Below are 25,951 nucleotides of genomic sequence, written 5' to 3'. Positions count from 1 at the left end.
CCTTGTATATTTCTGATCTCCTCTATAAGTGTAGCTTCCTTCTTAGATGAAAAAGCATCACTGCATAGTTTTTAGAAATCCCTTTACTATTGTATCAAACTTTTCCGGTTGTTCCACATGAATTGCATGGCCAGCACCATCAATTTTGACAAATTTCGCGTCATGGGCGCTTTTTTCGATGGTTTTTAATATGCGAAAGAACTTTTCATCATGCTCCCCGTTCATTAAAAGAACAGGCATTTTTAAGTTTGGCAGCTCGTCCCACCATGAAGGCTGAGCCCCTGTTCCCATGCCTCTTAAGCTATTTGCAAGTCCTTTTGAATCGTTAGCAAGTCGTTCTCGTCGCACTGCTTCTTGTACGTTTTGTGCTAAACGTTTTTGCGTTTCAAAAAGCGGAATATTTTCCCACATTGATACAAAACTTTCGATGCCTTCTCGTTCAATTTTATGAGCAAGTCGCTCATCTTTTTCACGACGTTCTTTTCTGTCCTCTTCACTTTTGAGCCCAGCTGTACAATTTTCTAATAAAAGAGAATGTACATACTCCGGATATAAACATGCCATCGTAATCGCCAGTCTACCGCCCATTGAATAGCCAATTATGTGCGCTTTTTCAATATGAAGATAATCTAATAGTTCTTTCATTTGCAATGCTACATTTCGAATATCATAATGCATTACATCTTCAGGGCTTTCCGTTTTTCCGTGCCCAACAATGTCTACTAAAATGACTTGAAATTGCTCGCTCCAAGAAGGAACGAAAGAACGCCACGTTTCCATGCTTCCCGTAAAACCATGAAGAAGTAGAAGTGGTTCTCCGCTTCCAACTACTTCATATTCATACGATACACCTTGCAGCGTTACGTTCATTTTGATTCACCTTGCAACGATGTAGTAATTACGTCCTGCGTTTTTGCCCATAATTCACGGTGCAATGTTAAGTTTTCATCACGGTTCGTACAAATTTCTACAACGTGTAAACCTTCCGCCCTTGTTCCTTTTTGTACCTCTTCTCGGAATTGCTCCCAACCATTTACACGGCTAAATGAACCGCCATACATTTTGACAACATGCTCGTAATCAAGCCCAATTGGCGTTCCAAATAATGATTCGAAGTGTTCCTTTTTCTCATACTGTGGTAAGAATGAGAAAATACCACCACCGTCATTATTTACAATGACAATCGTTATGTTTAATTCATGTAATTTTGCGGCTAATAATCCGTTTAAATCGTGATAAAAGGATAAATCACCAATTACTAATACGAGCGGATCGCAAATAATGCTCGCTCCTAAAGCTGTCGAAATGATGCCATCAATCCCGTTTACACCGCGGTTTGCCATCACTTGAATATTTTTATCCGATGTGAAGAAGAATGAATCTGTATCACGAATTGGCATACTATTACTCGCAAATAATGTTGCCCCTTCTGGTAGTACACGGACAATATCCGTAATAACTTTCCCTTCAAATGCAGTATCATATGTTTCCATTTCACGAAGCGTTTCCTTCGTTTTTTCGTTTATATGTTGCCACATTCTGAACCAATCATTCTTTTTCATAACTGGCATTTTTTCTATTAGTGCCTTGCAAAATGCAATATCACTCGCTTGGACCACTTCTGTCGCAACGAGAGCTGGATCTCTCCATTGTCCAGATTCCTCAACAACGATATGAACGGCTTTCTTCTGTCTTTTAATGAACTGCGTTAATGCTTTCGAAACAGGCATACCACCAAAGCGAATCATGACTTCTGGCTTCCACGTTTCCTTTAACAGCTCATTTCGTAAAAATGTATCGTAACAGTCGATTACCATCGTTTTATCGTGGTGTCCGCTACGAATGTTAGAAAGTGGATCTGCTAATATTGGATATCCCGTTTTTTCAGCTAGTTGCGTTGCAAACGCTGCGATTTCTGGATGACTATCATCTCCACAAATAATAAGCCCCTTTTCCATATGTGAAAGGCGCCCTACAAGAGAATCTACATATTCATTCGGCATCGTCACGTTCCCTTGCTGAACTACTCCTGTATATTCCCCACGTCCTTTATCCCATAAACTTTCTAATGAAAAGTCCGGGATAAGTGGTTCGCGAACTGGAAAATTAAGATGAACAGGTCCTTGCGGCGCCAGAAGTGCGCTTGCTATCGTGCGCTGCGTCGTCATGCGAGCGTAATGATACATCGCTTCACTCGCTTCTGGAAGTGCCATCTCTGTAAATTGCTTCACAAATGTACCGTATAAATTAATTTGATTCATCGCTTGTGGTGCACCGACGTCTCTTAATTCATGCGGTCTATCTGCTGTTAAGACGATAAGCGGCACTCGCGAATGAAAAGCTTCACATACAGCTGGATAGTAGTTCGCTGCTGCCGTTCCTGACGTACATAATAATGCAACCGGACGTTTTTTCGCTTTTGCAATACCGAGTGCAAAAAATCCTGCAGATCTTTCATCTACATGTAAATATGTGTTCATTCCTTCATGTTGTTCCATTAGCAAAGCAATCGGCGTTGACCGTGAGCCTGGACTAATGACAACATCACATACATTTAGACGCGTCAGTTCATCCACGAACGCGCCTAAATAATATGACAATGCTTCTATATGATTGTTCATTTCATTAATTCCTCCAAAGCACCAAGCATCGGTCTAAACTTCAAACTTGTTTCTTCATATTCAAGTTGCGGTACTGAATCAATTACAATCCCGCAACCGGCAAATAAGGATGCTTTCTCGCCATTTAATAATCCGCAGCGAAGCGCAACCGCAAACTCACCATTTCCTTCATCATCTATCCAGCCAATCGGTGCACCATATAATCCTCTGTCTAACAATTCAACATCACGAATCAGTTTCATCGCTTCCAAACGAGGTGTCCCGCCAAGAGCTGGCGTTGGATGTAATTCTTCTACCATTGTCAAAAGACTCGCATCGCCTTTTGCCTCTACAGGCGTATATAAATGAATTAAGTTTTTCGTTGTTAATAAGCCCGGGCTTTCCGGAATATTAACAGATTCGCAGTGCTCATTTAATACTCCTCGGATCATGTTCACAACATAACCGTGTTCAGCTAAATTCTTTTCATCATGAAGAAGCGCATTACTATTTCGCTTACTTTCTTCTATAGATTGACCATGACCAGTTGAACCTGCAAGACACATCGAAGTAAACTTCTCATCTTCTTTGCGAATTAATCTCTCTGGCGTCGCTCCTAAGAAGCATGCTCCTTTATAATCAAAAGAAAATACGTAACAATCTGGTTGCCCTATGCGAAGTGCTTCTAAAACGAGAGCAGAATCAATATGATGATCCATTTCTACTTTTAGCTCTCTCGCTAATACAACCTTCTGCACGTTCCCCTGCTTCATCTCATCTTGCACTTTCTCAATGGCCTTCATCCAGCCTTTCGGATCCACTTCTACTTTAGAAGTAACTGTTAATTTCGATCCTTCTAGTGCACATTTACTCTCCCCAAAAATTTTCTCTTCTAAAGAAACAATTTCGTTATAAAGAGTTTCTGCACAATCTGTTGCTGAAACGAATGTATTCATTGTTAACCATGCTTTTTCATTTTTTACAGTTAATAAAAATGCTGGTAGTGAAAATGTCGTATCATCAAATTCTTTCCATAAGTCCGTTTTCTCTTTTTCTTGATCAAATGAAAATCCACCAAATAAAAGAGGACCTGTTCCAAATTCGTATTTTTCTCTTTGTACAAATGCTTTTTCTTTTACTTTATCCCACTCGTCACGAGTAGTTTGAAAGCGTTTTTGAGAAGCAGTTGCTATAGTGAAAACAGAGCCAATTCCAGCAAATATTACATGCTGAGCTGGGTCTGCAAAATAACATCTATTTTCGGATGCAATCCTTTTACCTGCTGCATAAAACAGAAGCGGATCCATCCAGTCTATTTGTTTTACAAAACTAACCAATATTTTTTCATCAGTTGCACGCTTAATAGCTGCACTAAGAACTTCTTGCAAGCCTTTTTGTTTCGTTTGAATCACAATTGTCTCCCCCCTATGGGCGAAAAATAGTCATAATTACGCTTGATTTTAAGATACACCTCAAACGAAAGGCCTGTCAACGTTTAGCATTTCTGAGAAATTCACCTTCTCTTCCTAGAAAATAAACGTTGACACTAAATGATGCTTTTTCTACACTTAGTTGTGTACAATATGTGACCAAAGGAGGATTCAACATGGAAATGAACGTCGAAACGAATTCCTCTCCTACGGCGCCAAAGCCAAGTAAGCAAACAGGCTGGCGCATTTGGTGGAGTTTACTACGTCCCCATACATTAACAGCAGCTTTCGTTCCTGTTTTCATCGGAACAGCATATGCAATGCAGGTCGGAGGCATAAATCAAATACATCTCCCTCTTTTCCTTATGATGCTTCTTGCTTGTCTTCTCATTCAAGCAGCAACAAACATGTTTAATGAATACTTTGATTATAAAAGAGGACTTGATCACGAAGGATCAGTTGGTATCGGCGGCGCTATCGTCCGCGATGGCATTCAGCCAAAAACAGTGCTTAACTTAGCATTTGGATTTTTCGGCATCGCAATACTATTAGGTGTTTATATTTGTATGAATTCTAGCTGGTGGCTTGCAGCAATCGGTCTTGTTTGTATGGCCGTTGCTTACCTTTATACAGGCGGTCCACTTCCAATTGCCTATACACCATTTGGTGAGTTAACAGCCGGACTATTTATGGGTGTCATTATTATCGGGATTTCATTCTTTATTCAAACCGGAACTGTAACATCAGAAGTCATTTTACTATCTATTCCAAGCTCCATTTTAATTGGTGCCATATTATTAGCTAATAACATTCGTGACTTAGATGGCGATAAAGAAAATGGCCGTAAAACGTTAGCAATTCTCGTTGGACGTGAAAGAGCCGTTGGTGTACTTGCTTCTATGTTCATCGTTTCCTACATTTGGACAATTGCTTTAATTATCGTGGGCATCGTATCACCATGGATGCTTATCGTATTTTTAAGTGCACCGAAAGCATTTAAAGCGACGAAAGGCTTTATCGGCAAAAGCATTCCAATGGAAATGGTACCTGCAATGATTGCAACAGCGAAAACAAATACAATCTTCGGTCTCTTAATGGGAATCGGATTACTACTTGGATATTTCCTATAAAAAGGAGCCGCTAACGCGGCTCCTTTTTCGTATACCAATTTCAGCTCATAATTCCCACTCTCAACGTTCATACTATGTAAAGAAACTGAATTGTAGGAAGGTGGACGACTATGTTAACTCCACAACAAATAAATCAATTTAAATCCGTTTTAGAAAAGCAAAAACAAGAACTAGAGCAAACGATACAAACACATGAAAATGAAGATCGTGCATCTGAACGTGATTCTGTTGGAGAATTATCTAGCTACGATAACCATCCAGCTGATATGGCAACAGAGCTATATGAACGTGAAAAAGACTTCGGACTTATTGAACTTTGGCATAAACAGCTAGAGGATACGAAACATGCTCTGCAAAAAATAGAAGCGGGTACGTACGGCATTTGCGAAGTGTCTGGCGAAGAAATACCATTTGAAAGATTAGAAGCAATGCCGACTGCTACAACATGCATACAGCACACGACAAGTAAGTTAAATATGAACACACGACCAGTTGAAGAAGAAGTGTTGTCTCCTTCTTTCCACAAACATGATGAAGATCATTCTGTTGAATACGATGCGGAAGATGCATGGCAAGATGTTGCCAATTACGGAACGTCTGAAACGCCGTCTGATTTAGAAAGACAAGATTCCAAAAACTATAATGGCATGTATGTAAATAGCGAAGAAAATGTAGGCTACGTAGAGGATTTTGAAAACTTTATCGGTACAGATATGTATGGAAAAAATCCGCAAGTTTTCGCTACGGAAGAGCATGAAGAATATGAACAAATGCTTGATGACTTTGAAGAGCGTACCTTTAAGGGCGAATTATCCTCAAATGAATCGAGTTCCAAAGAATAAAAAAAAGCATTCCGAAAATCGGAATGCTTTTTATCGCTAGCTAATTAGTTTTTTGTAACGTTAGCTGCTTGTGGTCCGCGGTTTCCTTCAACGATTTCGAAAGAAACTTCTTGACCTTCTTCTAAAGTTTTGAAGCCTTCGCCTTGGATAGCTGAGAAATGTACGAATACGTCTTCTCCGCCTTCAACTTCGATGAAGCCAAAACCTTTTTCGCCGTTAAACCATTTAACTTTACCTGTTTGCATGTCATGTACCTCCTAAATAAAAATGAAACTATGAATCCACATGAAAAGGTGGATATAAAGGACATGAATGTATAACAAGCTTACAGCCTTTAATACAACGTGCTTTATTTCCGTACCACATTATGTAGCTCAATAGTGATTTCACTATATCATGCTATATCAAAAACGTCAAATGAGAACACTTTCAATCCATCGTTTTTTATAATCCTAGTATAACCTTAAATTTTCATTCTATTTTTATTTAAAAATTAACAAATCTACAGTATTCTAATTTCTTTGATTTCGGTACAATATAATTACTACATATGATGAGGTGAAAAAATGCAAGCACATGAAATCGAGTATAAATTATATGGCGATGATATGCAGTTTGTTGAAATTGAATTAGATCCAGAAGAAAGCGTTATCGCAGAGGCTGGCGCAATGATGATGATGGAAGATCATATCGAAATGGAAACAATCTTCGGTGATGGTTCTGGCCAATCTAGTGGTCTATTCGGTAAATTAATGGGCGCTGGTAAGCGTCTTGTTACAGGCGAAAGTATGTTTATGACTGTCTTTACAAATACAGGTCATGGCAAGCGCCACGTATCTTTTGCTGCTCCTTATCCTGGTAAAATTGTTCCTGTAGATTTAACAGAATATCAAGGAAAAGTAGTTTGCCAAAAAGATGCGTTTCTTTGTGCAGCAAAAGGCGTTTCTATCGGAATTGAGTTTACGAAAAAAATTGGAACTGGTTTCTTTGGTGGTGAAGGTTTCATCATGCAGAAACTTGAAGGTGACGGACTCGCTTTCATGCATGCAGGCGGAACTGTATATAAGCGTGAATTAAAACCTGGCGAAAGACTTCGCATCGATACAGGTTGTCTCGTTGCCATGACAAAAGATGTTAACTACGATGTTCAATTCGTTGGAAAAGTAAAAACAGCTCTATTTGGCGGCGAAGGTTTATTCTTCGCAACGTTAGAAGGTCCTGGAACGGTTTGGATTCAGTCCTTAACACTTAGCCGTTTAGCAGCACGCCTTACAAGCCCAGCAGCTCAAAACAGCGGTGAAGGCAGCGTTTTAGGCGGACTTGGACGTCTTTTAGATGGGAAAGAATAAAGTGAAACTTTATTCAGTTGGGATCTTACTGCCCATTAAAGCGGGATAAAACAAAAAAAAGATAGTCCCCTTCATAGGGAACTATCTTTTTTTTGGACTGTATAAACCACTTTGAATTCCATAGCCTCATTCGGCCGCGCTTCTTCTTCATATTTATAAAGGTTCAAGCCTAATTTTCAAACTCCCTCCAAAGAATGAATCAAGTCCCTCACTGCATATATTGAACTATACCTTTTCTTAAGGAGGGCTTCCTTAATGCGTACTCCTTTATCCTTCGATAAAGATACTGCCATATTGTTAGCTTCTTGTTGTGAGTTAACGTATGAACAATATAAACAAAATGGGATTTTCGAAATACCAGATGGTTTTCAATATGTACAAGGCTTTCAAGGAAAAACCATTCAAACGACAGAATGGTTCGGATTCATACTAGAATCTGAGGATACGATTATTGTAGCTTTTCGCGGGACACAAACAGATACAGACTGGATTATCGATTCACTCGTTAACCAAAAACCATACCCATACGCTTTGAATAGCGGAAATGTCCATAACGGCTTTCTTTCCATTTATGAATCTTGCCGGGATTCTATTATGGATATGCTCGTATCACTACCAGCCCATAAAAAACTTCTTGCAACAGGTCATAGCCTAGGCGGCGCGCTCGCCACACTACATATACTCGATGCGCGTATCAACACCGCCTTCGCACAGTACGGTCTTTATACATTTGCCTCTCCAAAAGTAGGCGATATTGCATTTCGTAATTATTATAAACTACAAGTAGCTAGTAGCTTTCGCTTCGTTAATTTATTTGATGTCGTTCCTCTTCTCCCTCCGCGCAATGTCCATTTTAATGACCAAGACTGGGAATATGCACACGTTCATCACAACATGACATTTGCAAAAAACACAAAATCTATTACAAATAATCATGCCATGACAACATACAAAACATGTCTGACTTCTCATTTTTAACCAGTAAACAATTGGAAATTAAATATCCTTATACTATAATAATATATGAAGTTATTTTTGGATGAGGGGACCTTACATGCTAAAATTTATCTTTGCACTTTTTCTCATTGTAATTTTTACGTTTACAGGTTTCTTTACATTTTCATACTTTGCGACAGGAGAATATGGTGGAACTGGTATAATCTATACCGCTATTCCATTTCTTTCTTAAGCAAAAAAGGAAAACCGAGCTTACTGAGAGTAAGCTCGGTTTTTATTAGTGTCAATTTTTGTCGGTAAATCGATATATCTTAAAAATCGCTGATATATTTTCATATAGTCTTTTCCGATGTAGCAACCACTTTAATACTGCGTAACCGCATTACCAATACCCCAAATCTCGTTACTATACTGCAAAATCGTTCGATCGCTCGCAAAATGACCAGATTGTGCAATATTTAAAATCGACATTTCTAGCCACTTCGTTCGGTTCTCATAAGCTCTACCAACAGCTTCTTGCCTTTCCGCATATGGACCAAAATCTCGCAGAACGAAGTATTCATCATTTTGAATAACGAGAGAATCGTAAATCGCTTCAAATTCAGCTCCTGAATGTGCAAAGAAACCATTCGTTAACTGATCTACTACTTTTTTAATATGCATATTGTGGTGATAATAATCACTTGCACGATATCCACCATTTTGATAGTAATGAAGAACCTCTTCCGCCGTTAAACCGAAAATGAAACAGTTATCATCACCGACTCTGTCTTTTATTTCAACATTAGCACCGTCTAACGTTCCGAGCGTAATCGCACCATTCATCATAAATTTCATATTACCTGTTCCTGATGCTTCTTTACTCGCAGTTGAAATTTGCTCACTAACATCCGCAGCTGGGAATATATCTTCTGCTAAAGACACTCGATAGTTTTCTAGAAAGATAACTTTCATATATTGGCTTACGTACGAATCATTATTCACTTTTCTTGCGAGTTCATTAATTAATTTAATAATTTTTTTTGCATAGTAATAGCCAGGTGATGCTTTCGCTCCAAAAATAAAAGTTCGCGGATAAAATGTAAAACTAGCATCCTCTTTCAAACGGTTATACAAATATAAAATATGAAGGACGTTTAATAATTGTCGTTTGTAAGCATGCAGTCTTTTTACTTGCACATCAAAAATAGAATTAGGATCAATTGTAATCCCCATTTTATTATGAATACGCTCCGCTAAAATCTCTTTACGCTCTTGTTTTACCTCTGCAAATTTCTCTTGGAAACTCGCATCGTGTTGAACTAATTGTAGCGCTTGAAGCTTAATCGGTTCTTTCTTCCACTCTGTTCCAATCGCCTCTGAAATAAGGTTCGTCAGCTGCGGATTCGCCTTCATTAACCAGCGTCTATGAGCAATTCCATTCGTTTTATTATTAAACTTATCTGGATAAAACTCATAAAACAATCGCATTTCACGTTGTTTTAAAATTTCCGTATGAATTTTCGCTACACCATTAACGCTATGGCTACCGACAATTGCTAAATGAGCCATTTTCACAAGATCATGTGCAATAATCGCCATCTCTTCAATACGATGCCATTCATATGGATAACGTTCCCAAAGTTCATGACAGAAACGTTCATTAATCTCTTCAATAATCATATAAATTCTCGGTAATAACGGTTTAAAAATGTGAATTGGCCACTTTTCAAGTGCTTCTGATAACGTCGTATGATTCGTATAAGAAATCGTTTGCGTCGTTATGTGCCAAGCTTCTTCCCATGCTAGTTTTTCTTCATCTAATAAAATACGCATCAGTTCTGGAATCGCCAAAACTGGGTGTGTATCATTAATATGAATCGCAATTTTCTCATGCAATTGACGAAGGTCACCATATCTTTCTCTATGCAAACGAACGATATTTTGCAAACTTGCTGATACGAGGAAATATTGTTGTTTCAAACGAAGTATTTTCCCCTCATCATGCGTATCATCTGGATATAAAAACTCCGATACAGCTTCTGTTTCACGCTTATATTTCAAAATATCTTTGCAATTTTGCGGGAAAGGAACTGGTTCAGCATTCCAAAGTCTAAGTGTGTTTACAGTACTCGTCTCATAACCTACTACCGGAACGTCATATGGTACTGCCATGATCACTTCTGCATTCGTATGCCTGAACTCTAAACGTCCATCAATGTATAGTGGTTCAACATTGCCGAAATAACTTACTTCTACAGCTTGATCATGCCTTCTTACTTCCCATACGTTTTCATGAAGCAGCCACTGTTCTGGAAATTCAACTTGATAACCATCAACAATTTTTTGATCAAATAAGCCGTGTTTGTAACGAATGCCACAGCCATGACCTGGTAAGTTTAACGATGCAAGTGAATCAAGGAAACAGGCTGCTAATCGTCCAAGTCCACCATTTCCAAGACCTGCATCTGCTTCCACCTCTTCTAATTCTTGTAACGAAATACCAAGCTCAGAAAGTCCTTGCTCACATACATCCCTGATACCTAAATTTAATATGTTACTTCCAAGCAAACGCCCAAGTAAAAACTCAATGGATAAGTAATACATTTGCTTTCGCTCTCCAGATCGATAACTTTCGTTCGTTGCAATCCATTGACTATTCATATACTCACGTACCATGTATCCAAGCGTATTGTATTGATCACGAGTTGTAGAGTCTTTGAAACTTTTACCATACATCGTCTCTAACTTTTCTAGAAAAGCTGATTTGAAACTTTCAACATGAGTAAACATTTCTTCACCACCTACATGTTATTCCATGAGACTTTTATACAATTTCTTATAGGCAAGAGCTGATTTCTCCCAGCTATAATCTTCAGTCATCGCTTGCTTTACAAGCTGCTCCCATACCAGTTTATCATGATAAAATTCAATCGCCCGACGAACCGTGTGCAACATGTCATGTGCATTAAAGTTCGTGAAACTGAAACCATTTCCTTCTCCAGTTTCTTCGTCATAAGATTGTACCGTATCATTTAATCCGCCTGTTTCTCTTACAATCGGAATCGTACCGTACGCTAATGCGATAAGTTGTCCAAGTCCACACGGTTCAAATAGTGATGGCATTAAGAATAAATCACTTCCCGCATATACTTGGTGAGCTAATTCTTCATTAAATCCGATATACACTTTTACCTTTTCAGGATACTCGTATGCCATCCATTCAAAGAATTGCTCATATTCCGAATCACCTGATCCTAAAATAATACATTGTACATCTTCCTCCATTATTTCGCGGAATACAGTACGTACTAAATCAAGACCTTTTTGCTTCGTTAATCTCGTTACCATCGAAATAATTGGTGTATCTTCTTTTTCTGGCAAACCAAAATAACGCTGCAAGGCGCGTTTATTTTCATTCTTTTCCTCTAATGACTCCGCATCGTACTGAGCAGTAATATACGAATCCGTTTCTGGATTATATACGCTCGTATCAATTCCATTTACGATGCCGCTAAGTTTACCATTATTTTTTCGTAACAACCCATCTAACTTCTCACCGAAAAACTCATATTGAATTTCCTCTTTGTATGTCGGGCTAACCGCTGTAATTTGATCAGAAGCGATAATTCCACCCTTCATAAAGTTCACATTTCCATAAAACTCTAGCTGCTCACTATGGAAATATTCGTCGCCAAGTTCTAACAAGTCGTACATCACTTCAGGAGGAAATACACCTTGGAACTGCAAGTTATGAATCGTATATACCGTTTTAATATGCTCGTATAATGGATTATCTTGATACTTTTCACGTAATAAGAAATTCACCATAGCTGTATGCCAATCGTGGCTATGAAGAACATCCACTTCGAAGTCAAGATGAGGAATACACTCTAAAACTGCTTTCGAAAAATAAGAAAAACGCTCTCCGTCATCATAATGACCATATAGAGAATCTCTCTTAAAATAATATTCATTATCTATTAAGTAATACGTAATCCCGTCTTGCTCACCTTTTAAAATTCCGCAATATTGATTTCTCCACCCAAGCGGGACATTAATTACTTTATGTAACGTACATCCATCCCTTAATTTTTGCGGAATAAGACTATAATTTGGAAGTATAATGCGAACTTCCACGCCTAATTTTTTTAGCTCTTTTGGGAGCGCACCTGCTACATCAGCTAATCCTCCCGATTTAACAAATGGTACACATTCTGATACTGCAAATAAAATATTCACTTGTTGTCCCACTGCACGAAAAGCTTATACTACTTCCCTTGCAGCTTCCTCCCTTCGAGTTTTCATTGGAATGAATGCTTTAATCAGTGGAGGAACCCCCCACTGATTCTTTTAAGAATAACTATTAATCGTACTATTTTGAATGCTTCCTTTTTCTACAACATATGGCTCATCGGCGTTTCCTTTTAGTACAACACCGTCACCAATTTTCACGTCTTTATCAATAATAACACCGTCTATTATACAGTTATCTCCAATTTTACTCTTCTGCATAATAATGCTATTACGAACAATTGAACCTTTCCCAATTTTAACAGAACGGGAGATAACACTATTTTCTACTTCACCTTCGATAATACTGCCGTTTGCAATCATTGTATTTTTCACGGCTGCACCCTTCAGGTAACGAGTTGGTGGTTCATCTTTTACCTTCGTAAAGATCGGTGCTTCTTTCTTAAATAATTGCTTCCAAATAGCAGGCTGCAAAATTTCTAAGCTATGTTTATAGTAACTTTCAATCGAATCAATAATAGCTACATATCCTGTATGCTCATACGTAGCAATATGCAGTGATTTTCCGCGTTTTTCTCTCACTACATCAAATAAACTGTATTGCTCCACATCTTTATATGTCTCAAATAAATCTAACAATAATTGTTTCTTTAACACGTATGTTTGAAGCGAAACCCCTTCATGGCAAACTTCAGTAATATCAGCTGCCGTATGTATATGTCGCTCTAACACCGCCTGGAAATTTAATGCTGTTACGAGATGGCTATTCGTAATAACAACGTATTCTTCTCTAGCTCTTAAAAAATAATCAATATGTCTTCTAAAATGTGCAAAAGAACCAAATTCATCTTGATCACATTGGCAATTTGGTGGGAATAAAAACAGTCCGTCTCTTTTTCTATCTAAATCCCACTGTTTTCCTGAACCAACATGGTCCATTAGTGAACGGTTTTTATGACTTGTAAAAACCGCTACACTATGAATATTAGAATTCACCATATTTGAAAGCATGAAATCAATGAGTCGATAACGGCCCCCAAACGGTAACGCCGCTAGTGAACGATGCCCTGTTACTTTCTTTAAGGAAGGAAAACTTCCCGTTGCATTAATAATTCCTAACATTTTTTCTCCCATTCATTTCATCCCCCTTTTCTATTTCCCTTCAGCAATGAGTACTACATCGTCGACATTTTTTTCTGGACGAATAATTGTTCCATCTTCAATAACCATTTCCGATCCAACAATCGCTCTTTCAATCACAACATTTTTACCAATCTTTGCTCCTGGCATAACGACAGAATCAATAACCATACTACCTTCTTCCACCGTCACTCCTTGGAATAACACAGAATGCTTCACGTCCCCTTCAATGACGCATCCTTCGTTAATAAGTGATTCTTCTACCTTTGCCTGTTCAGCAATATATTGAGGTGGCTCATTTGGATTCACAGAATAAATACGCCAATTACGATCATTTAAATTCAGCGACGTTTCATCGCGAAGTAAATCCATATTCGCTTCCCATAAGCTTTTCACCGTTCCAACATCTTTCCAATATCCTTCAAACGGATACGCCATCAGCTTTTTCCCTTCATCTAATAAAAGCGGAAGTACATCTTTTCCGAAATCATTACTAGATTCAGGATTTCTTGCATCCATCTCTAAATACTCTTTCAAAATTGCCCAGTTAAAAATATAAATTCCCATTGATGCAAGATTACTTCTTGGAAATTGCGGTTTCTCTTCAAATTCAACAATCTCCATCTCTTCGTTCGTATTCATAATACCGAAACGACTCGCTTCATCCCAAGGTACTTCAATAACAGAAATCGAAACGTCCGCTTCTTTCTCCACATGGTAATCTAGCATTTTACTGTAATCCATTTTATAAATATGGTCGCCTGATAAAATCAGAACGTACTCTGGTTCGTACTGACTTAAATAGTTTAAGTTTTGATAAATAGCACTTGCCGTACCTGTGTACCACTTCACACCTGAAGACTCCGCATAAGGAGGTAACACTGTGACTCCACCGCTTACTCGGTCTAAATCCCAAGCATTGCCAATTCCGATATAATTATGAAGTTCGAGTGGTTGATATTGCGTTAAAATCCCTACCGTTTCAATACCAGAATTCGCACAGTTACTTAGCGTAAAATCAATAATGCGATATTTACCACCAAATGGAACAGCTGGCTTGGCTAAATTTTTTGTTAATGCACTTAATCGACTACCTTTTCCCCCTGCTAGTAACATTGCTACGCATTTTTGTTTTTGAGCCATCTTGTTTTTTGCTCCCCTTTCTCGTCTTCACTGGTCGTAATATGGATACGCCAAATGGTGGAATTGTAATTTCTACATGTGCCGCTTGATTATGATACGGTTCTTGAATCGTCTTGAGACGTTTCTTATTCACTTGCCCCGATCCGCCATATTGCTCAGCGTCACTGTTTAAAATCTCGTTATAATACTCGAAATCTGGCAAACCTACTTTGTAGTTTTCATATGTAGCTTTCGTAAAATTACATACGACAACTAACGCATCTTCTTGTTTATCCCCTTGGCGGATAAACGAGAAAATACTTTGCTCATGATTATTAGCATCTATCCACTGAAATCCTTCCGGTGAATGATCAAGCTGCCAAAGTGGTTTGGAGCGCTTATACAATGCTATGAGCTCTTTAAAGTAATCATGCATATAACGATGCATTTCAAAGTCATGTAAATTCCAATCTAAATCTTCAAGGTCTTTCCACTCATCAAACTGCCCGAATTCTCCACCCATAAAGAGTAATTTCTTACCTGGATGAGTAAAGAAATATCCATATAATAAACGAAGTTGAGCAAACTTATCCCAGTAATCTCCTGGCATTTTATTTAATAACGACTTTTTCCCATGAACGACTTCATCATGAGAAAGCGGTAATATAAAGTTTTCAGAGTAAGCATATAGTAATGAGAACGTTATTTTCTCATGAATATGCTTCCTGTACTCTGGCGCACACTCCATATATTTCAGCACATCATTCATCCAGCCCATATTCCATTTGTAATTGAATCCAAGCCCACCTTCATACGTTGGAGCTGTTACAAGTGGCCAAGCTGTTGAATCTTCTGCTGTCATAAGAAAATCTTCATCTTCTGCAAATACCGCTTCATTTAACTCTCGTAAAAATGAAACTGCGTGCTCATTACTTTGTTCCTGTCCTTCTTTATTCCAGTACAGCATGTTCGCAACTGCATCCACCCGGAAACCATCAATATGGAAATACTTCATCCAAAATAATGCATTTGAAATTAAGAAATTACGTACTTCCCTCTTTCCTAAATCAAAATTGACAGTCCCCCATACTGTATTTTCTTGCACATCTTTATCCTTATATTCATAAGTCGGTGTCCCATCAAACAAATATAAACCGTGAGCATCTTTACAAAAATGCCCCGGCACCCAATCTAAAATGACACCGATTCCATATTTATGACATTCATCGACAAAATACATCAAATCATGTGGCGTGCCGAATCTACTTGTCGCTGCATAATATCCCGTTCCTTGATATCCCCAAGAACGATCATATGGGTGCTCAACAAGCGGCATAATTTCAATATGTGTAAATTGATGTTCCACCACATACGGAATGAGCTCCTCGGCCATTTCTCTGTAAGAATACAGAGCGCCATCTTCTTTCTTTTTCCAAGAACCGAAATGTAATTCATAAACTGTCATCGCTTCTTTATAAATCGATTTTTTCTTTCTCTTACGAATCCAGTTTTTATCATTCCATTCATATCCCTCTATATCAAAAACTACAGATGCCGTATTTGGTCTTACTTCTGCATATACTGCGTAAGGATCTGCTTTTAAAATCACGTTAGCATCCATCGTTTCAATCGCATACTTATATATCTCATTCTCTTCAATATGCGGTACAAACAAGGACCAAATCCCCTCTTCTGTCACTTGTAGCATCTTATGTTGCTCATAATCCCATTCATTAAAATCTCCAACAACACTCATTGCTTTCGCATGAGGAGCCCATACTGTGAATCGTACACCTCGCATCCCATCTTCCGTCACAATATGTGCCCCAAAGATGTTATAACTGTCATAGTACTTTTCTGTATGAAACTCATCTCGTTTCACTTCTTCACAATTTATTACATCCAATATGTTCACCTCACTAAGATGACAGAAATTTTTTACTCTTTATCATTTCTGCGAAAAACTGAAATATCCTTGTTATTTTTTAAAAAATATTCGTTTTTTTCTTTATTTTCGCTCAAAATATTCAAATTTACTGTGTAAAATATCGAATTTTGACGAATATTCATTGCAAACGCTTCATTTTCTACTAGTCTTTCATCTTATTATTTATTTCTCAACCTTTATTTCATTAGATCTATCCTATTTTACTCGCTATTTATCACTTAAAATCGCAACAAAATAATCTGTCAAAAAAAAATGTTTCTCAATATTTTTTGTCATAATTTTATTGAAATGGAAAATTCATAAGCATATACTTGTTCTCAATAAAGAACATCAAACCTTCGCAAATATAATTCATACTGAAACACTATGTTTACTCTATCCATACTCTAGGCGAAAGTTTGATAAAAATTAAATTAGGGGGCTTTCTTATGTCATTAAAACAAAAGGTTGGGATGGGAGTTGTCACAGCTTCACTTGGCTTATCCCTTACATTCGGCGGTGTATTCGCCTATTTCAGTGATTCTGAAACATCTAGTAACTCATTTCAAGCTGGAACATTAGACCTTTCTATTAATCCAAGTGTAATCGTTAATGTGAATGATTTAAAGCCAGGTGACTTGATTGAAAGAAACTTCAAGCTTGAAAACAAAGGAACATTGGATATTGCAAAAGTAGCACTTGAAACATCCTATGAAGTTACAGATGCAAAGCAAAATAATGATGGTGAAGATTTAGGCGATCACATCATCGTCAAATTTTTAGTGAATGATGGAAAGCCATCTAATCCAAACGATGATCACGAAATTTTGTGGGAAACAAAACTATCAGAATTAAAAACTATGAAACCTGAGGATGTAGCTACTTCTCTAGAACGTCATAATTTAATAGATGGTATTAAATCTGGTGAAACAGATTACTTACACGTGCTCTTCTCCTTTGAAGATAACGACCAAGATCAAAATAAATTCCAGGGTGATTCCTTACAGCTAAACTGGACATTCCATGCAGAGCAAACACCAGGCGAGGAGAAATAATTTTTAAAATATAAATTATCGGAGGCCTATATATGAAAAAGAAAAATCGTTTTGTTACCGGAATTGTAACGGCTGGCGTTCTATTTTCAACTGCCCTTCCGTTCAATGTACTTGCTGAAAATCCTATTAACCAAATTGACTCTTCAAACGCCCAGTCTTTACTATCAAAACTTTCTAAAGAACAACGTCAGGCATTACAAACGTTAGATGCCAATCCTGGTTTTACTATTTCGCCAGATATTAATACGAGTAGTTCTGAACCAGTAAATATCATTGTAGAATTTCAAACGGCTCCAGTAAAGATTAATGAATTAAAACAAAAAGAAAAAGGATTACAAGCTGCTCCTGAAAATATAAAAGCACGTATTGATCAAGAACATGAGGAATTCCAAAAAGGACTCAAACGCCTTTATCAATTCAGCCCATCAGTAAAATCAGGGAATTTCCAGTCTGTACAAATTAAACGTTCTTACAAGCATGCGATAAATGGCGTTGCTCTCACGTTACCTGCAAATACAGTGGAAGAATTGTTACGAATTGGCGTTGTAAAACGTATTTGGAAAGATTACGAAGTGAAACTAAATTTACCAAAACAAGCAGAACAGAAAGCACCTCAAAAACTAACAGATAGCATTCCGCAAATTGGAGTAGATAAGTTACATAGCGAGGGCATTACTGGAAAAGGAATTAAAGTTGGTGTATTAGATACAGGTATTGATTACAATCATCCTGACTTAAAAGACGTGTATAAAGGCTATCGCGCAAAAGCAGGTGAAGATTCTAGTAAGGTAGACCCGAACTCCGTAAAAGGTTGGGACTTTATTAATAACGATGCAGATCCGATGGAAACAACTTATACAGAGTGGCAACAATCTGGTGCTCCTGAATTTGATGATCGTGGTTCTTCCTTCTACACTGCGCATGGTACTCACGTAGCAGGTATCGTTTCTGCTCAAAAGAAAAATAAATCAGATTCCGCAGTAAAAGGTGTTGCACCTGACATTGAACTGTATAACTATCGTGTACTCGGTCCTTACGGAAGCGGCGATAGTTCTGGTATTATCGCTGCAATCGACAAATCTATTTCTGACGGTATGAACGTCATTAACTTATCGTTAGGTGATGATAGCAACAATCCGCTTGATCCAACGTCTATTGCTGTTAATAACGCGATGCTTTCTGGTGTTGTTACAGTCGTTGCTGCTGGGAACTCTGGTCCAAACCCAGCGACACTCGGATCACCAGGTGCTTCTCCATTTGCTATTACAGTTGGAGCAAGTGATAGCTCTATTTCCTTACCGAAACTATCAGGTCATGCTGGACAATTACAATTCCCTAACCTAATTTTATTCGGCAAAAACTTCACTGATAAAATAGAAGATTTCAAAGGGCAATCTCTCCCTATTGAATCTGTCGGAATCGGTACTCCTGACGAGTTTAGTAAAATAGATGTAAAAGGAAAAATCGCTCTCGTTGCACGCGGTACAATCTCATTTGATGAAAAGATCGCAAATGCGAAACAAGCTGGTGCAAAAGCAGTTATTATTTATAACAATGTGGATGGAGAAATTTCTTACTACATTGGCGAAAGCACAAAATACATTCCAGCATTCCGCCTAACGAAAGAAGACGGTGAAAAACTAAAAGCTCAAATTGAACAAGGTAACACCTCCTTTACTTTTGGTGAAATTAGTTACATTCAAACAGAAGGCGATCATCTTGCAGACTTTAGCTCACGTGGTCCTGTCACATCAAATGATGATATTAAACCTGATATTACAGCGCCTGGTGTTGCTGTACTTTCAACAGTACCTGAGTATATTAACGACCCGCAAGAGGGCGAAAACTACGATGTTTCCTATGAACGTATGCAAGGAACATCCATGGCATCTCCTCATATCGCTGGCGTTGCTGCTCTTATTTTGCAAGAGCATCCAGAATACTCTCCATTCGATGTAAAAGCATCTCTTATGAACACAGCTGATGATTTAAAAGAAAAGTATTCCGTATACGAAGTGGGAGCTGGACGAGTAGATGCTTATAACTCTGTTCATACGGAAACAAGTTTTAAAGTGTTAGATACGACAAAAACAATTGTAAATGATGAAGTGATTGAAGTACCTGAAGAAACTGGATCCATTGCATTCGGTAAGTACTATCAAAAAGACGGGGAATCTCTTGAACAAAAACGAAAAATTAAAGTTGAAAATCGCAATAAACAAGAGAAGAAAGAATTTAAAACAGAAATTTCTTATACACCAGCATCTTCTGCTATTAACGATGCTACCGCAAACGGTGTAAAAGTTTCTACTTCTGAAACAATTACAATTGATGCTGGTAAATCAGATGAAATTGAAGCAAAAATTAATATTCCAGCTGGTGCAAAGCAAGGCCGATATGAAGGATACATCCATATTACAAACACGAAAAATAAAGAAGAAACGTATCAAATTCCGTTCTCTATTCGTGTATCAGAGCCTGGTATTGAAAATGCACTATTATCAAGAAAAACAATTTCAACTGATACATCTAAATTCAATCCATACCGTGAATCGTATTTGCACGGGGCATTCCAATTAAACAGCGAACTGGAGACGTTAGATCTTATCGTGAAAGATTCAAAAACAAATAAAGTGCTTGGCTTCATCGGCACATTAAACACGAGTGGCCTAAAAACGGATGTGTATTACTACTTAGATTCATTCTTTAACGGCAGAGTGTATCCTTTTACAAATGATCCTGCAAAACCAATTGGTGATGAGAAAATCGACTTACCAGAAGGTGATTACACAATTGAATTTGTTGGCTATGATAAAGCCGGTAAAGCACGTGTGAAAGGTGATTATGTCGTAATTGATAATACACCGCCAGAAGTGAAATTAACTGGATTACAGCCTGGTATTTATGAATTAAATGAAGAAAACTATACAGTAGAAGATGGTAAAAAAGCACTATGGATTAAAGGAAATGTATATGATTCTAACGTTGACTACTTAAGAGGAAAAGGGTTAAACATTACGCAAGAAGCGAACGGCGTTATGTACTATGACTATTCTCCATACTTGCACAAGTTTTTACCTATTACGGAAAATGGTGACTTTAAAGTGGGTATTACACCTGATTCCTTTAAAACTGAAGGTCCAATGAATACAGGCGTATATATTTTCGATTATGCAACTGCAGGCCCTGACTACCCGAGCGGTGTAAATAACTATTGGTTCATCCCGCAAGGTGCTCAATATGCGAAAGCTAGTTATGATAAAAAAGAATTATATAAAGATGATGAATTTACTGTGACGCTAAATGCCAAACATGTAAAACAATTTGTGTCTGGAGAATTTAACGTAGAATTCCTAGAGAAAAACTTCAAATTTGCAAATGCGAAATTGAATCCTGCTTTTGAAAAACTCCTTTCCGAAAAAGGGGTAACGGCAAAAGTAAATGAACCGAAACTAGAAGAAGGATCTGTTACAGTAGGCGGAGCTATTGATGATAAAAACTTCGCCGGATTAGATGGTGACTTCCCGTTCATTGATGTAACTTTCAAAGTAGTAAATGATGAATTTTATGAAGCAAATGCTCAATTAGATTTAGCAGTGTTCGCTTACTGGAAGCAAGGTCAATCAGAGCCAAACAGAATGCGTGTACTTCAAGATCAAACATTCTCAATGATGTCATTAAACTCACTCGTAGAAGGTAATATTAAACCTGGTGCATTCTTAAATGAACATGGCTATTTAGATGAAAAATTCGATTATACAAAGCTTGGCGTAAAAGTATATGCAACAGATTCTTACCGTCATAAGTTCGAAGGCTCACTCGATAAATACGGTTACTTCAAACTAAATGGACTTCCTGTTAATAAACGCGACTACAACTTATACGTAGAGGTTCCAGGACATTTAACAAGCCGACTAACAACGAAATTAGGTACTGAAAAAGATGGTAAGCTACTTGGCCAATATTATTATGCACGCTTTGATGAAAACCTTGCAGGTGATGTAAATGGAGATAAAGTAATCGATGTGAAAGATGCAGAAATTATCGCTAACAACTATGGTAAAAAAGGACTATCTGTGAAAGACGGCGACCTTAACAAAGATGGTATTGTCGACGAAAAAGATATTCGCTTCGTTGAAAAGAATTTCTTGAAAAAAGGACCGGATGCATCTAAATCACAAACACCTGTTGAAAAATCAAAAAGCGGTACACTTGCAGATATTTTAAAGAAATTAGGATTAACTCCTAAAAAATAATAATAAAGAGCACTCTATATAAAGTAGAGTGCTCTTTTCTATAAACGACCCTGATCCAGCAAAAGGGGTATATTGGGGATATACAAGGGAAACCGGAAAAGGAATTTATATTAAATTATATGAATTCAGAGGTAGGAAGCAGTGTCCCGCCTCTGAATGGTTTAACAATTATTATAGTACTGGTGCCATTGTTTCTTTTAATACTTTTACAGAATGAGCGAATTTCGCTTTTTCATCTTCATTTAGCTCAAGTTCTACGATTTCACGTACACCTTCGCGGTTAATAACAGCTGGAACACCTACGAAAGCATCTTTCTCACCATATTGTCCTTCAAGGTATGCAGATACAGTTAATACGCTGTTCTCGTTGCTTAAGATTGCTTTAGTTACACGAAGTAGTGACATACCAATTCCGTAGTAAGTTGCACCTTTACGCTCGATGATATGGTAAGCTGCATCACGTACGTTTTCGAAGATTTTATCTAAGTCTTCTTGTTTGTATTGTTCGTTGTTAGCTAAGATTGTTTCTAGTTTTTGTACACCGATAGTAGCATGGCTCCATACTGGAAGTTCAGTGTCACCGTGTTCACCAACGATGTAAGCATGAACGTTACGTGGATCTACATCTAAGTAGTCACCTAACATGTAACGGAAACGAGCAGAGTCTAAAGTAGTACCAGAACCGATTACGCGCTCTTTTGGTAGACCAGATTCTTTCCAAGTTACGTAAGTTAAAATATCAACTGGGTTTGTTGCGATTAAGAAGATTCCATCGAATCCGCTATCCATAATACCGCGAACGATTTGTTTAAAGATCTTTGTATTTTTCTCAACTAAGTCTAAGCGAGTTTCGCCTGGCTTTTGTGGTAATCCAGCAGTGATAACTACTAAATCTGCATCTTTACAATCTGCATAGCTACCGCTCCAAACTTTTGTTGGTGATGGAGAGAATGGTACCGCATGGCTTAAGTCCATTGCTTCCCCTTCTGCTTTTGCTTCATTAACATCTACAAGTACGAATTCTTCAGCTACACCTTGGTTGATCATTGAGTAAGCGTAACTACAACCTACAGCTCCTGTTCCTACTAATACTACACGATTGATACCTTTTTTCATGTTAATTTCCCCTCTCTATTGTTCACATCTATTTTTTATGATTGTTTAAGTAATTAATTAAAATACTAATTTAATGTTGTTTAACTTCTTTACATTCATATTGTAGCACGTATTATTGTGAATTACTTCACAAATTATGACCTATTTGTGAACTTTTTCACATAGAGTGTAAAGCTATTAAATCAAGTATGAAATCAATCTCAATGGAGGCGTTTTCTTTAGATTGTGAACAAAAAGAATGTGATTCGATTATTCCCTATAACTAAATTCAATTTCTATAATCAAACTAACATATTATCCCCTTATAAGCTGGACGTCAGTTAATCTATATAGACTACGGTGAAATAAATGAATTAGCCTATACTTTACCACCTCCCTTTTAACCATTACTGTATATTAAAAAATATCCGTTAACATTACGCGTTCTTTTCTAGTAATAAACCATTCAACATAAGTGATAGGCTATGCAAAGCTTTAGACAATTGCATCTCTGCATCTTCAGAATTCGCAATCCAACAAGCAAGGTCCACTAGTCCGCCATTTATGAATCTTGCTAAGGCTTCACAGTCCGTTTTTTCAATAATAGAGTCCTTCATTAATTGTTGAAGTATCTCCGCCATCGTCGTTAAACATTGCGACTGTGATGATTGATAATAACTATTTCCTAATACTGCTGGTGCATCTCGAAGTACGATTCGCTGAATTTCTGGATTAAGTGCCATTGTTAAATACGCACGACAACGCCCAACAAATCCTTCCCATTTTCCTTCCGCCTCATTTGATACTTCCCCTAATTTATTATCCATTTCCATGTCAATTTCTTTTACAACTGCTTCTAACAATCCTTTTTTATCACCAAAATGATGATAAATTGCACCACGTGTTAAACCGACAGATGCTGTAAAATCATCCATAGACGTGTTTACATATCCAACTGTACCAAAAGCTTCTCTTGCTGCACTCAGCAATTTAGCACGTGTTTCAGTAATCATTTCTGCTCTCGTTTTTTTAACCATCTTTTCCTCCTATTTCTATTCATCCTCTTTATTCAAAATAAATCGCATTATAGTATCGTTCTCTATGTAAAAGAATAACTCCTTTGAACGTCAGCTCCCTATCCAGAGATAAAACATTTCAATTGACATACGCACCGTATGTTAATATGATATTGGCATACGGTGCGTATGTCAATTATTTCTAGCTTACAAGATAATATAACTTCTTACCCATACCCTACATTGACTCACTGTCCCTTTTTTATAGAAGGTATTAATGAAACAGAGGAGGAGTTAAAAGAATGAAGAATGTATATGTAAACGTCAAATACTTTGGTGATTATTATGTTTAATTCCTACCGTGAAATTTTCAGTGCTCCTGGTACAAAAGGATTCTCATTAGCAGGATTTATAGCTCGGATGCCCATATCAATGATGGGCATTGGTATTGTTACAATGTTATCTCAGTTACGTGGTGACTATTGGCTTGCTGGAGCTGTTGCAGCCACCTTTACATTATCATCAGCTTTACTAGCTCCTCATATTTCTCGGATGGCCGATCAATTAGGGCAATCTCGCATACTTCTTCCGACTACAGGTATCAGTGTTTTCTTTACGATCCTCTTACTTCTATGTACGAAATATGAAGCTCCTTATTGGACGCTATTTCTATCCGCCTTATGTGCAGGTTGTATGCCCAACATGTCAGCCATGGTGCGCGCACGTTGGACTAAACTATACCGTGGATCCCATAAATTGCATACAGCATTTTCCTTCGAATCGGTTGTCGACGAAATTTGCTTCATAATTGGTCCTGTATTATCTGTCAGTTTAAGTGTTATGTTCTTCCCAGAAGCAGGCCCACTTTTATCATCTGTTTTTCTCACAATTGGGGTATGCCTATTCACCATGCAAAAAAGCACAGAACCTCCCGTACACCCTCACGACATTACAAACAAAGGAACAGTATTTAGAATTGGTTCTGTGCGAGTACTAGTATTCACACTCATCGCCATAGGTACTATATTTGGCACAATAGATGTCGTTAGTGTAGCTTTTGCTGAACATCAAGGAAACACGGTTGCTGCTAGCTTTGTGCTTTCTGTCTATGCAATCGGTTCATGCTTTGCAGGTCTAATTTTCGGTACTCTTAAACTCAATACTCCACCCTATAATCAGTTTTTAATAGCAGTCACACTTTCCATGATAACAATGCTGCCACTAGTTTTCGTAAACACTATTCCTTGGCTAGTAGTTATTGTTTTCTTTGCAGGGTTATCTGTCGCTCCTACTATGATTGTTACTATGGGGCTTGTGGAAAAAATCGTACCTGAATCAAAAATAACCGAAGGAATGACTTGGGCAATTACAGGACTTGGTATTGGAGTCTCCCTAGGATCAGCGATAGCTGGTTTAGTTATTGATAACTTTGGAGCTCGGGCGGGATTTAGTGTGGCTATTATAGCAGGAGGCCTTGCCTTAACTATTGCACTTTTAGGATACAAAACTCTTCACTCCGCATATAGTCATGCTGTTATGAAAACGGATGGCCGCTCAGCAGAGAGTTAAAACATATTCAAAAAATAGGATTACCTCTTCTTATGTATAAGAAGAGGTAATCCTATTTAAATTAATATAACTTTTTTTAATTGATTATTTATAATCTGTTATAGCTTCTTTTATATTTATACACAACAAAAAAGAGATAGCAGATTATGCTATCTCTTTTAGTATGACCCGTACGGGATTCGAACCCGTGTTACCGCCGTGAAAGGGCGGTGTCTTAACCACTTGACCAA

The 25,951-nt window shown here is 37.7% G+C and carries 19 protein-coding genes; 8 read left to right on the top strand and 11 right to left on the bottom strand.

The features are described from left to right. Positions 1-57: 57 nt before the first annotated feature. From menH to BAQ44_RS22585, 3 genes are read right to left on the bottom strand one after another with little or no spacing between them, the layout of a single operon-like run. Positions 58-870, bottom strand: coding sequence for a 2-succinyl-6-hydroxy-2,4-cyclohexadiene-1-carboxylate synthase (menH, locus tag BAQ44_RS22595; protein ID WP_071723927.1), 813 nt, complete (start codon positions 868-870; stop codon positions 58-60). Further along, a complete protein-coding gene (gene menD / locus BAQ44_RS22590) occupies positions 867-2,621 on the bottom strand; it encodes a 2-succinyl-5-enolpyruvyl-6-hydroxy-3-cyclohexene-1-carboxylic-acid synthase (protein ID WP_071723925.1) in 1,755 nt (584 codons plus the stop codon). Before menD ends, menH begins: the two co-directional genes overlap by 4 nt. Next, positions 2,618-4,012: an isochorismate synthase gene (locus tag BAQ44_RS22585; RefSeq protein ID WP_071723923.1), complete on the bottom strand. Its 1,395-nt coding sequence runs from the start codon at positions 4,010-4,012 to the stop codon at positions 2,618-2,620. Before BAQ44_RS22585 ends, menD begins: the two co-directional genes overlap by 4 nt. Positions 4,013-4,206: 194 nt before the next feature. Between BAQ44_RS22585 and BAQ44_RS22580 the strand changes: the two genes are divergently transcribed. Together BAQ44_RS22580 and BAQ44_RS22575 are read left to right on the top strand one after the other, a co-directional pair. After that, complete coding sequence (locus BAQ44_RS22580) at positions 4,207-5,160, top strand: 1,4-dihydroxy-2-naphthoate polyprenyltransferase (protein ID WP_000425753.1); 954 nt, start codon at positions 4,207-4,209, stop codon at positions 5,158-5,160. 110 nt (positions 5,161-5,270) lie between these two features. Then, a complete protein-coding gene (locus tag BAQ44_RS22575) occupies positions 5,271-6,002 on the top strand; it encodes a yteA family sporulation protein (RefSeq protein ID WP_000957370.1) in 732 nt (243 codons plus the stop codon). Between the two features lie 44 nt (positions 6,003-6,046). On the opposite strand, the gene cspD is transcribed toward BAQ44_RS22575, so the two are convergent. Then, positions 6,047-6,247, bottom strand: coding sequence for a cold-shock protein CspD (gene cspD / locus BAQ44_RS22570; protein WP_001193053.1), 201 nt, complete (start codon positions 6,245-6,247; stop codon positions 6,047-6,049). A gap of 321 nt (positions 6,248-6,568) precedes the next feature. Between cspD and BAQ44_RS22565 the strand changes: the two genes are divergently transcribed. The 3 genes from BAQ44_RS22565 to BAQ44_RS31620 all read left to right on the top strand — a co-directional run bounded on the left by BAQ44_RS22565 (position 6,569) and on the right by BAQ44_RS31620 (position 8,540). Then, on the top strand, positions 6,569-7,351 hold the full coding sequence (locus BAQ44_RS22565) for a TIGR00266 family protein (RefSeq protein WP_061677621.1): 783 nt from the start codon (positions 6,569-6,571) through the stop codon (positions 7,349-7,351). Between the two features lie 255 nt (positions 7,352-7,606). Next, the gene (locus BAQ44_RS22560) at positions 7,607-8,329 is read left to right on the top strand and encodes a lipase family protein (protein WP_071723921.1); all 723 of its coding nucleotides are present in this window, start codon (positions 7,607-7,609) and stop codon (positions 8,327-8,329) included. Between the two features lie 76 nt (positions 8,330-8,405). Beyond that, positions 8,406-8,540 carry a hypothetical protein gene (locus tag BAQ44_RS31620; protein ID WP_000911073.1) on the top strand — a complete coding sequence of 45 codons (135 nt, stop codon included), beginning with the start codon at positions 8,406-8,408 and terminating at the stop codon, positions 8,538-8,540. A 131-nt stretch (positions 8,541-8,671) separates the two neighbouring features. Here the strand turns inward: BAQ44_RS31620 and glgP are convergent, their stop codons facing one another. The 5 genes from glgP to glgB form a co-directional block, all read right to left on the bottom strand. Continuing rightward, positions 8,672-11,080 carry a glycogen phosphorylase gene (gene glgP / locus BAQ44_RS22555; protein WP_071723919.1) on the bottom strand — a complete coding sequence of 803 codons (2,409 nt, stop codon included), beginning with the start codon at positions 11,078-11,080 and terminating at the stop codon, positions 8,672-8,674. Between the two features lie 18 nt (positions 11,081-11,098). Then, positions 11,099-12,529 (bottom strand): glycogen synthase GlgA, encoded by a 1,431-nt coding sequence (gene glgA, locus BAQ44_RS22550; RefSeq protein WP_071723969.1) that lies wholly within the window; start codon positions 12,527-12,529, stop codon positions 11,099-11,101. 111 nt (positions 12,530-12,640) lie between these two features. Next, a complete protein-coding gene (gene glgD, locus BAQ44_RS22545) occupies positions 12,641-13,675 on the bottom strand; it encodes a glucose-1-phosphate adenylyltransferase subunit GlgD (protein WP_000504142.1) in 1,035 nt (344 codons plus the stop codon). A gap of 18 nt (positions 13,676-13,693) precedes the next feature. Next, a complete protein-coding gene (glgC, locus tag BAQ44_RS22540; RefSeq protein WP_061679986.1) occupies positions 13,694-14,824 on the bottom strand; it encodes a glucose-1-phosphate adenylyltransferase in 1,131 nt (376 codons plus the stop codon). Beyond that, positions 14,772-16,709 carry a 1,4-alpha-glucan branching protein GlgB gene (gene glgB / locus BAQ44_RS22535; protein ID WP_071723917.1) on the bottom strand — a complete coding sequence of 646 codons (1,938 nt, stop codon included), beginning with the start codon at positions 16,707-16,709 and terminating at the stop codon, positions 14,772-14,774. Before glgB ends, glgC begins: the two co-directional genes overlap by 53 nt. 470 nt (positions 16,710-17,179) lie before the next feature. Here glgB and BAQ44_RS22530 point away from each other — a divergent pair, with 470 nt between their 5' ends. Both BAQ44_RS22530 and BAQ44_RS22525 read left to right on the top strand, forming a co-directional pair. Further along, positions 17,180-17,785 (top strand): CalY family protein, encoded by a 606-nt coding sequence (locus BAQ44_RS22530; RefSeq protein WP_071723915.1) that lies wholly within the window; start codon positions 17,180-17,182, stop codon positions 17,783-17,785. A 32-nt stretch (positions 17,786-17,817) separates the two neighbouring features. Beyond that, positions 17,818-22,041, top strand: coding sequence for a S8 family serine peptidase (locus tag BAQ44_RS22525; protein WP_071723913.1), 4,224 nt, complete (start codon positions 17,818-17,820; stop codon positions 22,039-22,041). Between the two features lie 171 nt (positions 22,042-22,212). Here the strand turns inward: BAQ44_RS22525 and BAQ44_RS22515 are convergent, their stop codons facing one another. Continuing rightward, positions 22,213-23,157 carry an L-lactate dehydrogenase gene (locus BAQ44_RS22515; RefSeq protein WP_000715344.1) on the bottom strand — a complete coding sequence of 315 codons (945 nt, stop codon included), beginning with the start codon at positions 23,155-23,157 and terminating at the stop codon, positions 22,213-22,215. A 416-nt stretch (positions 23,158-23,573) separates the two neighbouring features. After that, complete coding sequence (locus BAQ44_RS22510) at positions 23,574-24,173, bottom strand: TetR/AcrR family transcriptional regulator (RefSeq protein WP_071723910.1); 600 nt, start codon at positions 24,171-24,173, stop codon at positions 23,574-23,576. A 324-nt stretch (positions 24,174-24,497) separates the two neighbouring features. Here BAQ44_RS22510 and BAQ44_RS22505 point away from each other — a divergent pair, with 324 nt between their 5' ends. Then, entirely contained in the window at positions 24,498-25,721 is a 1,224-nt protein-coding gene (locus BAQ44_RS22505; protein WP_071723908.1) for an MFS transporter, read from the top strand. Positions 25,722-25,951: the final 230 nt, after the last annotated feature.

The organism is Bacillus mobilis (assembly GCF_001884045.1).
In the GTDB taxonomy this organism is placed as follows: Bacteria; Bacillota; Bacilli; order Bacillales; family Bacillaceae_G; genus Bacillus_A; species Bacillus_A mobilis.
This window is presented reverse-complemented; position numbering and strand designations above follow the sequence as displayed.

Excerpts from the sequence above, each read along its gene's own strand:
- menH (WP_071723927.1), bottom strand. The coding sequence starts at position 870 with ATGAACGTAACGCTGCAAGGTGTATCGTATGAATATGAAGTAGTTGGA.
- menD (WP_071723925.1), bottom strand. The coding sequence starts at position 2,621 with ATGAACAATCATATAGAAGCATTGTCATATTATTTAGGCGCGTTCGTG.
- BAQ44_RS22580 (WP_000425753.1), top strand. The coding sequence starts at position 4,207 with ATGGAAATGAACGTCGAAACGAATTCCTCTCCTACGGCGCCAAAGCCA.
- BAQ44_RS22575 (WP_000957370.1), top strand. The coding sequence starts at position 5,271 with ATGTTAACTCCACAACAAATAAATCAATTTAAATCCGTTTTAGAAAAG.
- cspD (WP_001193053.1), bottom strand. The coding sequence starts at position 6,247 with ATGCAAACAGGTAAAGTTAAATGGTTTAACGGCGAAAAAGGTTTTGGC.
- BAQ44_RS22565 (WP_061677621.1), top strand. The coding sequence starts at position 6,569 with ATGCAAGCACATGAAATCGAGTATAAATTATATGGCGATGATATGCAG.
- BAQ44_RS22560 (WP_071723921.1), top strand. The coding sequence starts at position 7,607 with ATGCGTACTCCTTTATCCTTCGATAAAGATACTGCCATATTGTTAGCT.
- BAQ44_RS31620 (WP_000911073.1), top strand. The coding sequence starts at position 8,406 with ATGCTAAAATTTATCTTTGCACTTTTTCTCATTGTAATTTTTACGTTT.
- glgP (WP_071723919.1), bottom strand. The coding sequence starts at position 11,080 with ATGTTTACTCATGTTGAAAGTTTCAAATCAGCTTTTCTAGAAAAGTTA.
- glgD (WP_000504142.1), bottom strand. The coding sequence starts at position 13,675 with ATGGGAGAAAAAATGTTAGGAATTATTAATGCAACGGGAAGTTTTCCT.
- glgC (WP_061679986.1), bottom strand. The coding sequence starts at position 14,824 with ATGGCTCAAAAACAAAAATGCGTAGCAATGTTACTAGCAGGGGGAAAA.
- BAQ44_RS22530 (WP_071723915.1), top strand. The coding sequence starts at position 17,180 with ATGTCATTAAAACAAAAGGTTGGGATGGGAGTTGTCACAGCTTCACTT.
- BAQ44_RS22525 (WP_071723913.1), top strand. The coding sequence starts at position 17,818 with ATGAAAAAGAAAAATCGTTTTGTTACCGGAATTGTAACGGCTGGCGTT.
- BAQ44_RS22515 (WP_000715344.1), bottom strand. The coding sequence starts at position 23,157 with ATGAAAAAAGGTATCAATCGTGTAGTATTAGTAGGAACAGGAGCTGTA.
- BAQ44_RS22510 (WP_071723910.1), bottom strand. The coding sequence starts at position 24,173 with ATGGTTAAAAAAACGAGAGCAGAAATGATTACTGAAACACGTGCTAAA.
- BAQ44_RS22505 (WP_071723908.1), top strand. The coding sequence starts at position 24,498 with ATGTTTAATTCCTACCGTGAAATTTTCAGTGCTCCTGGTACAAAAGGA.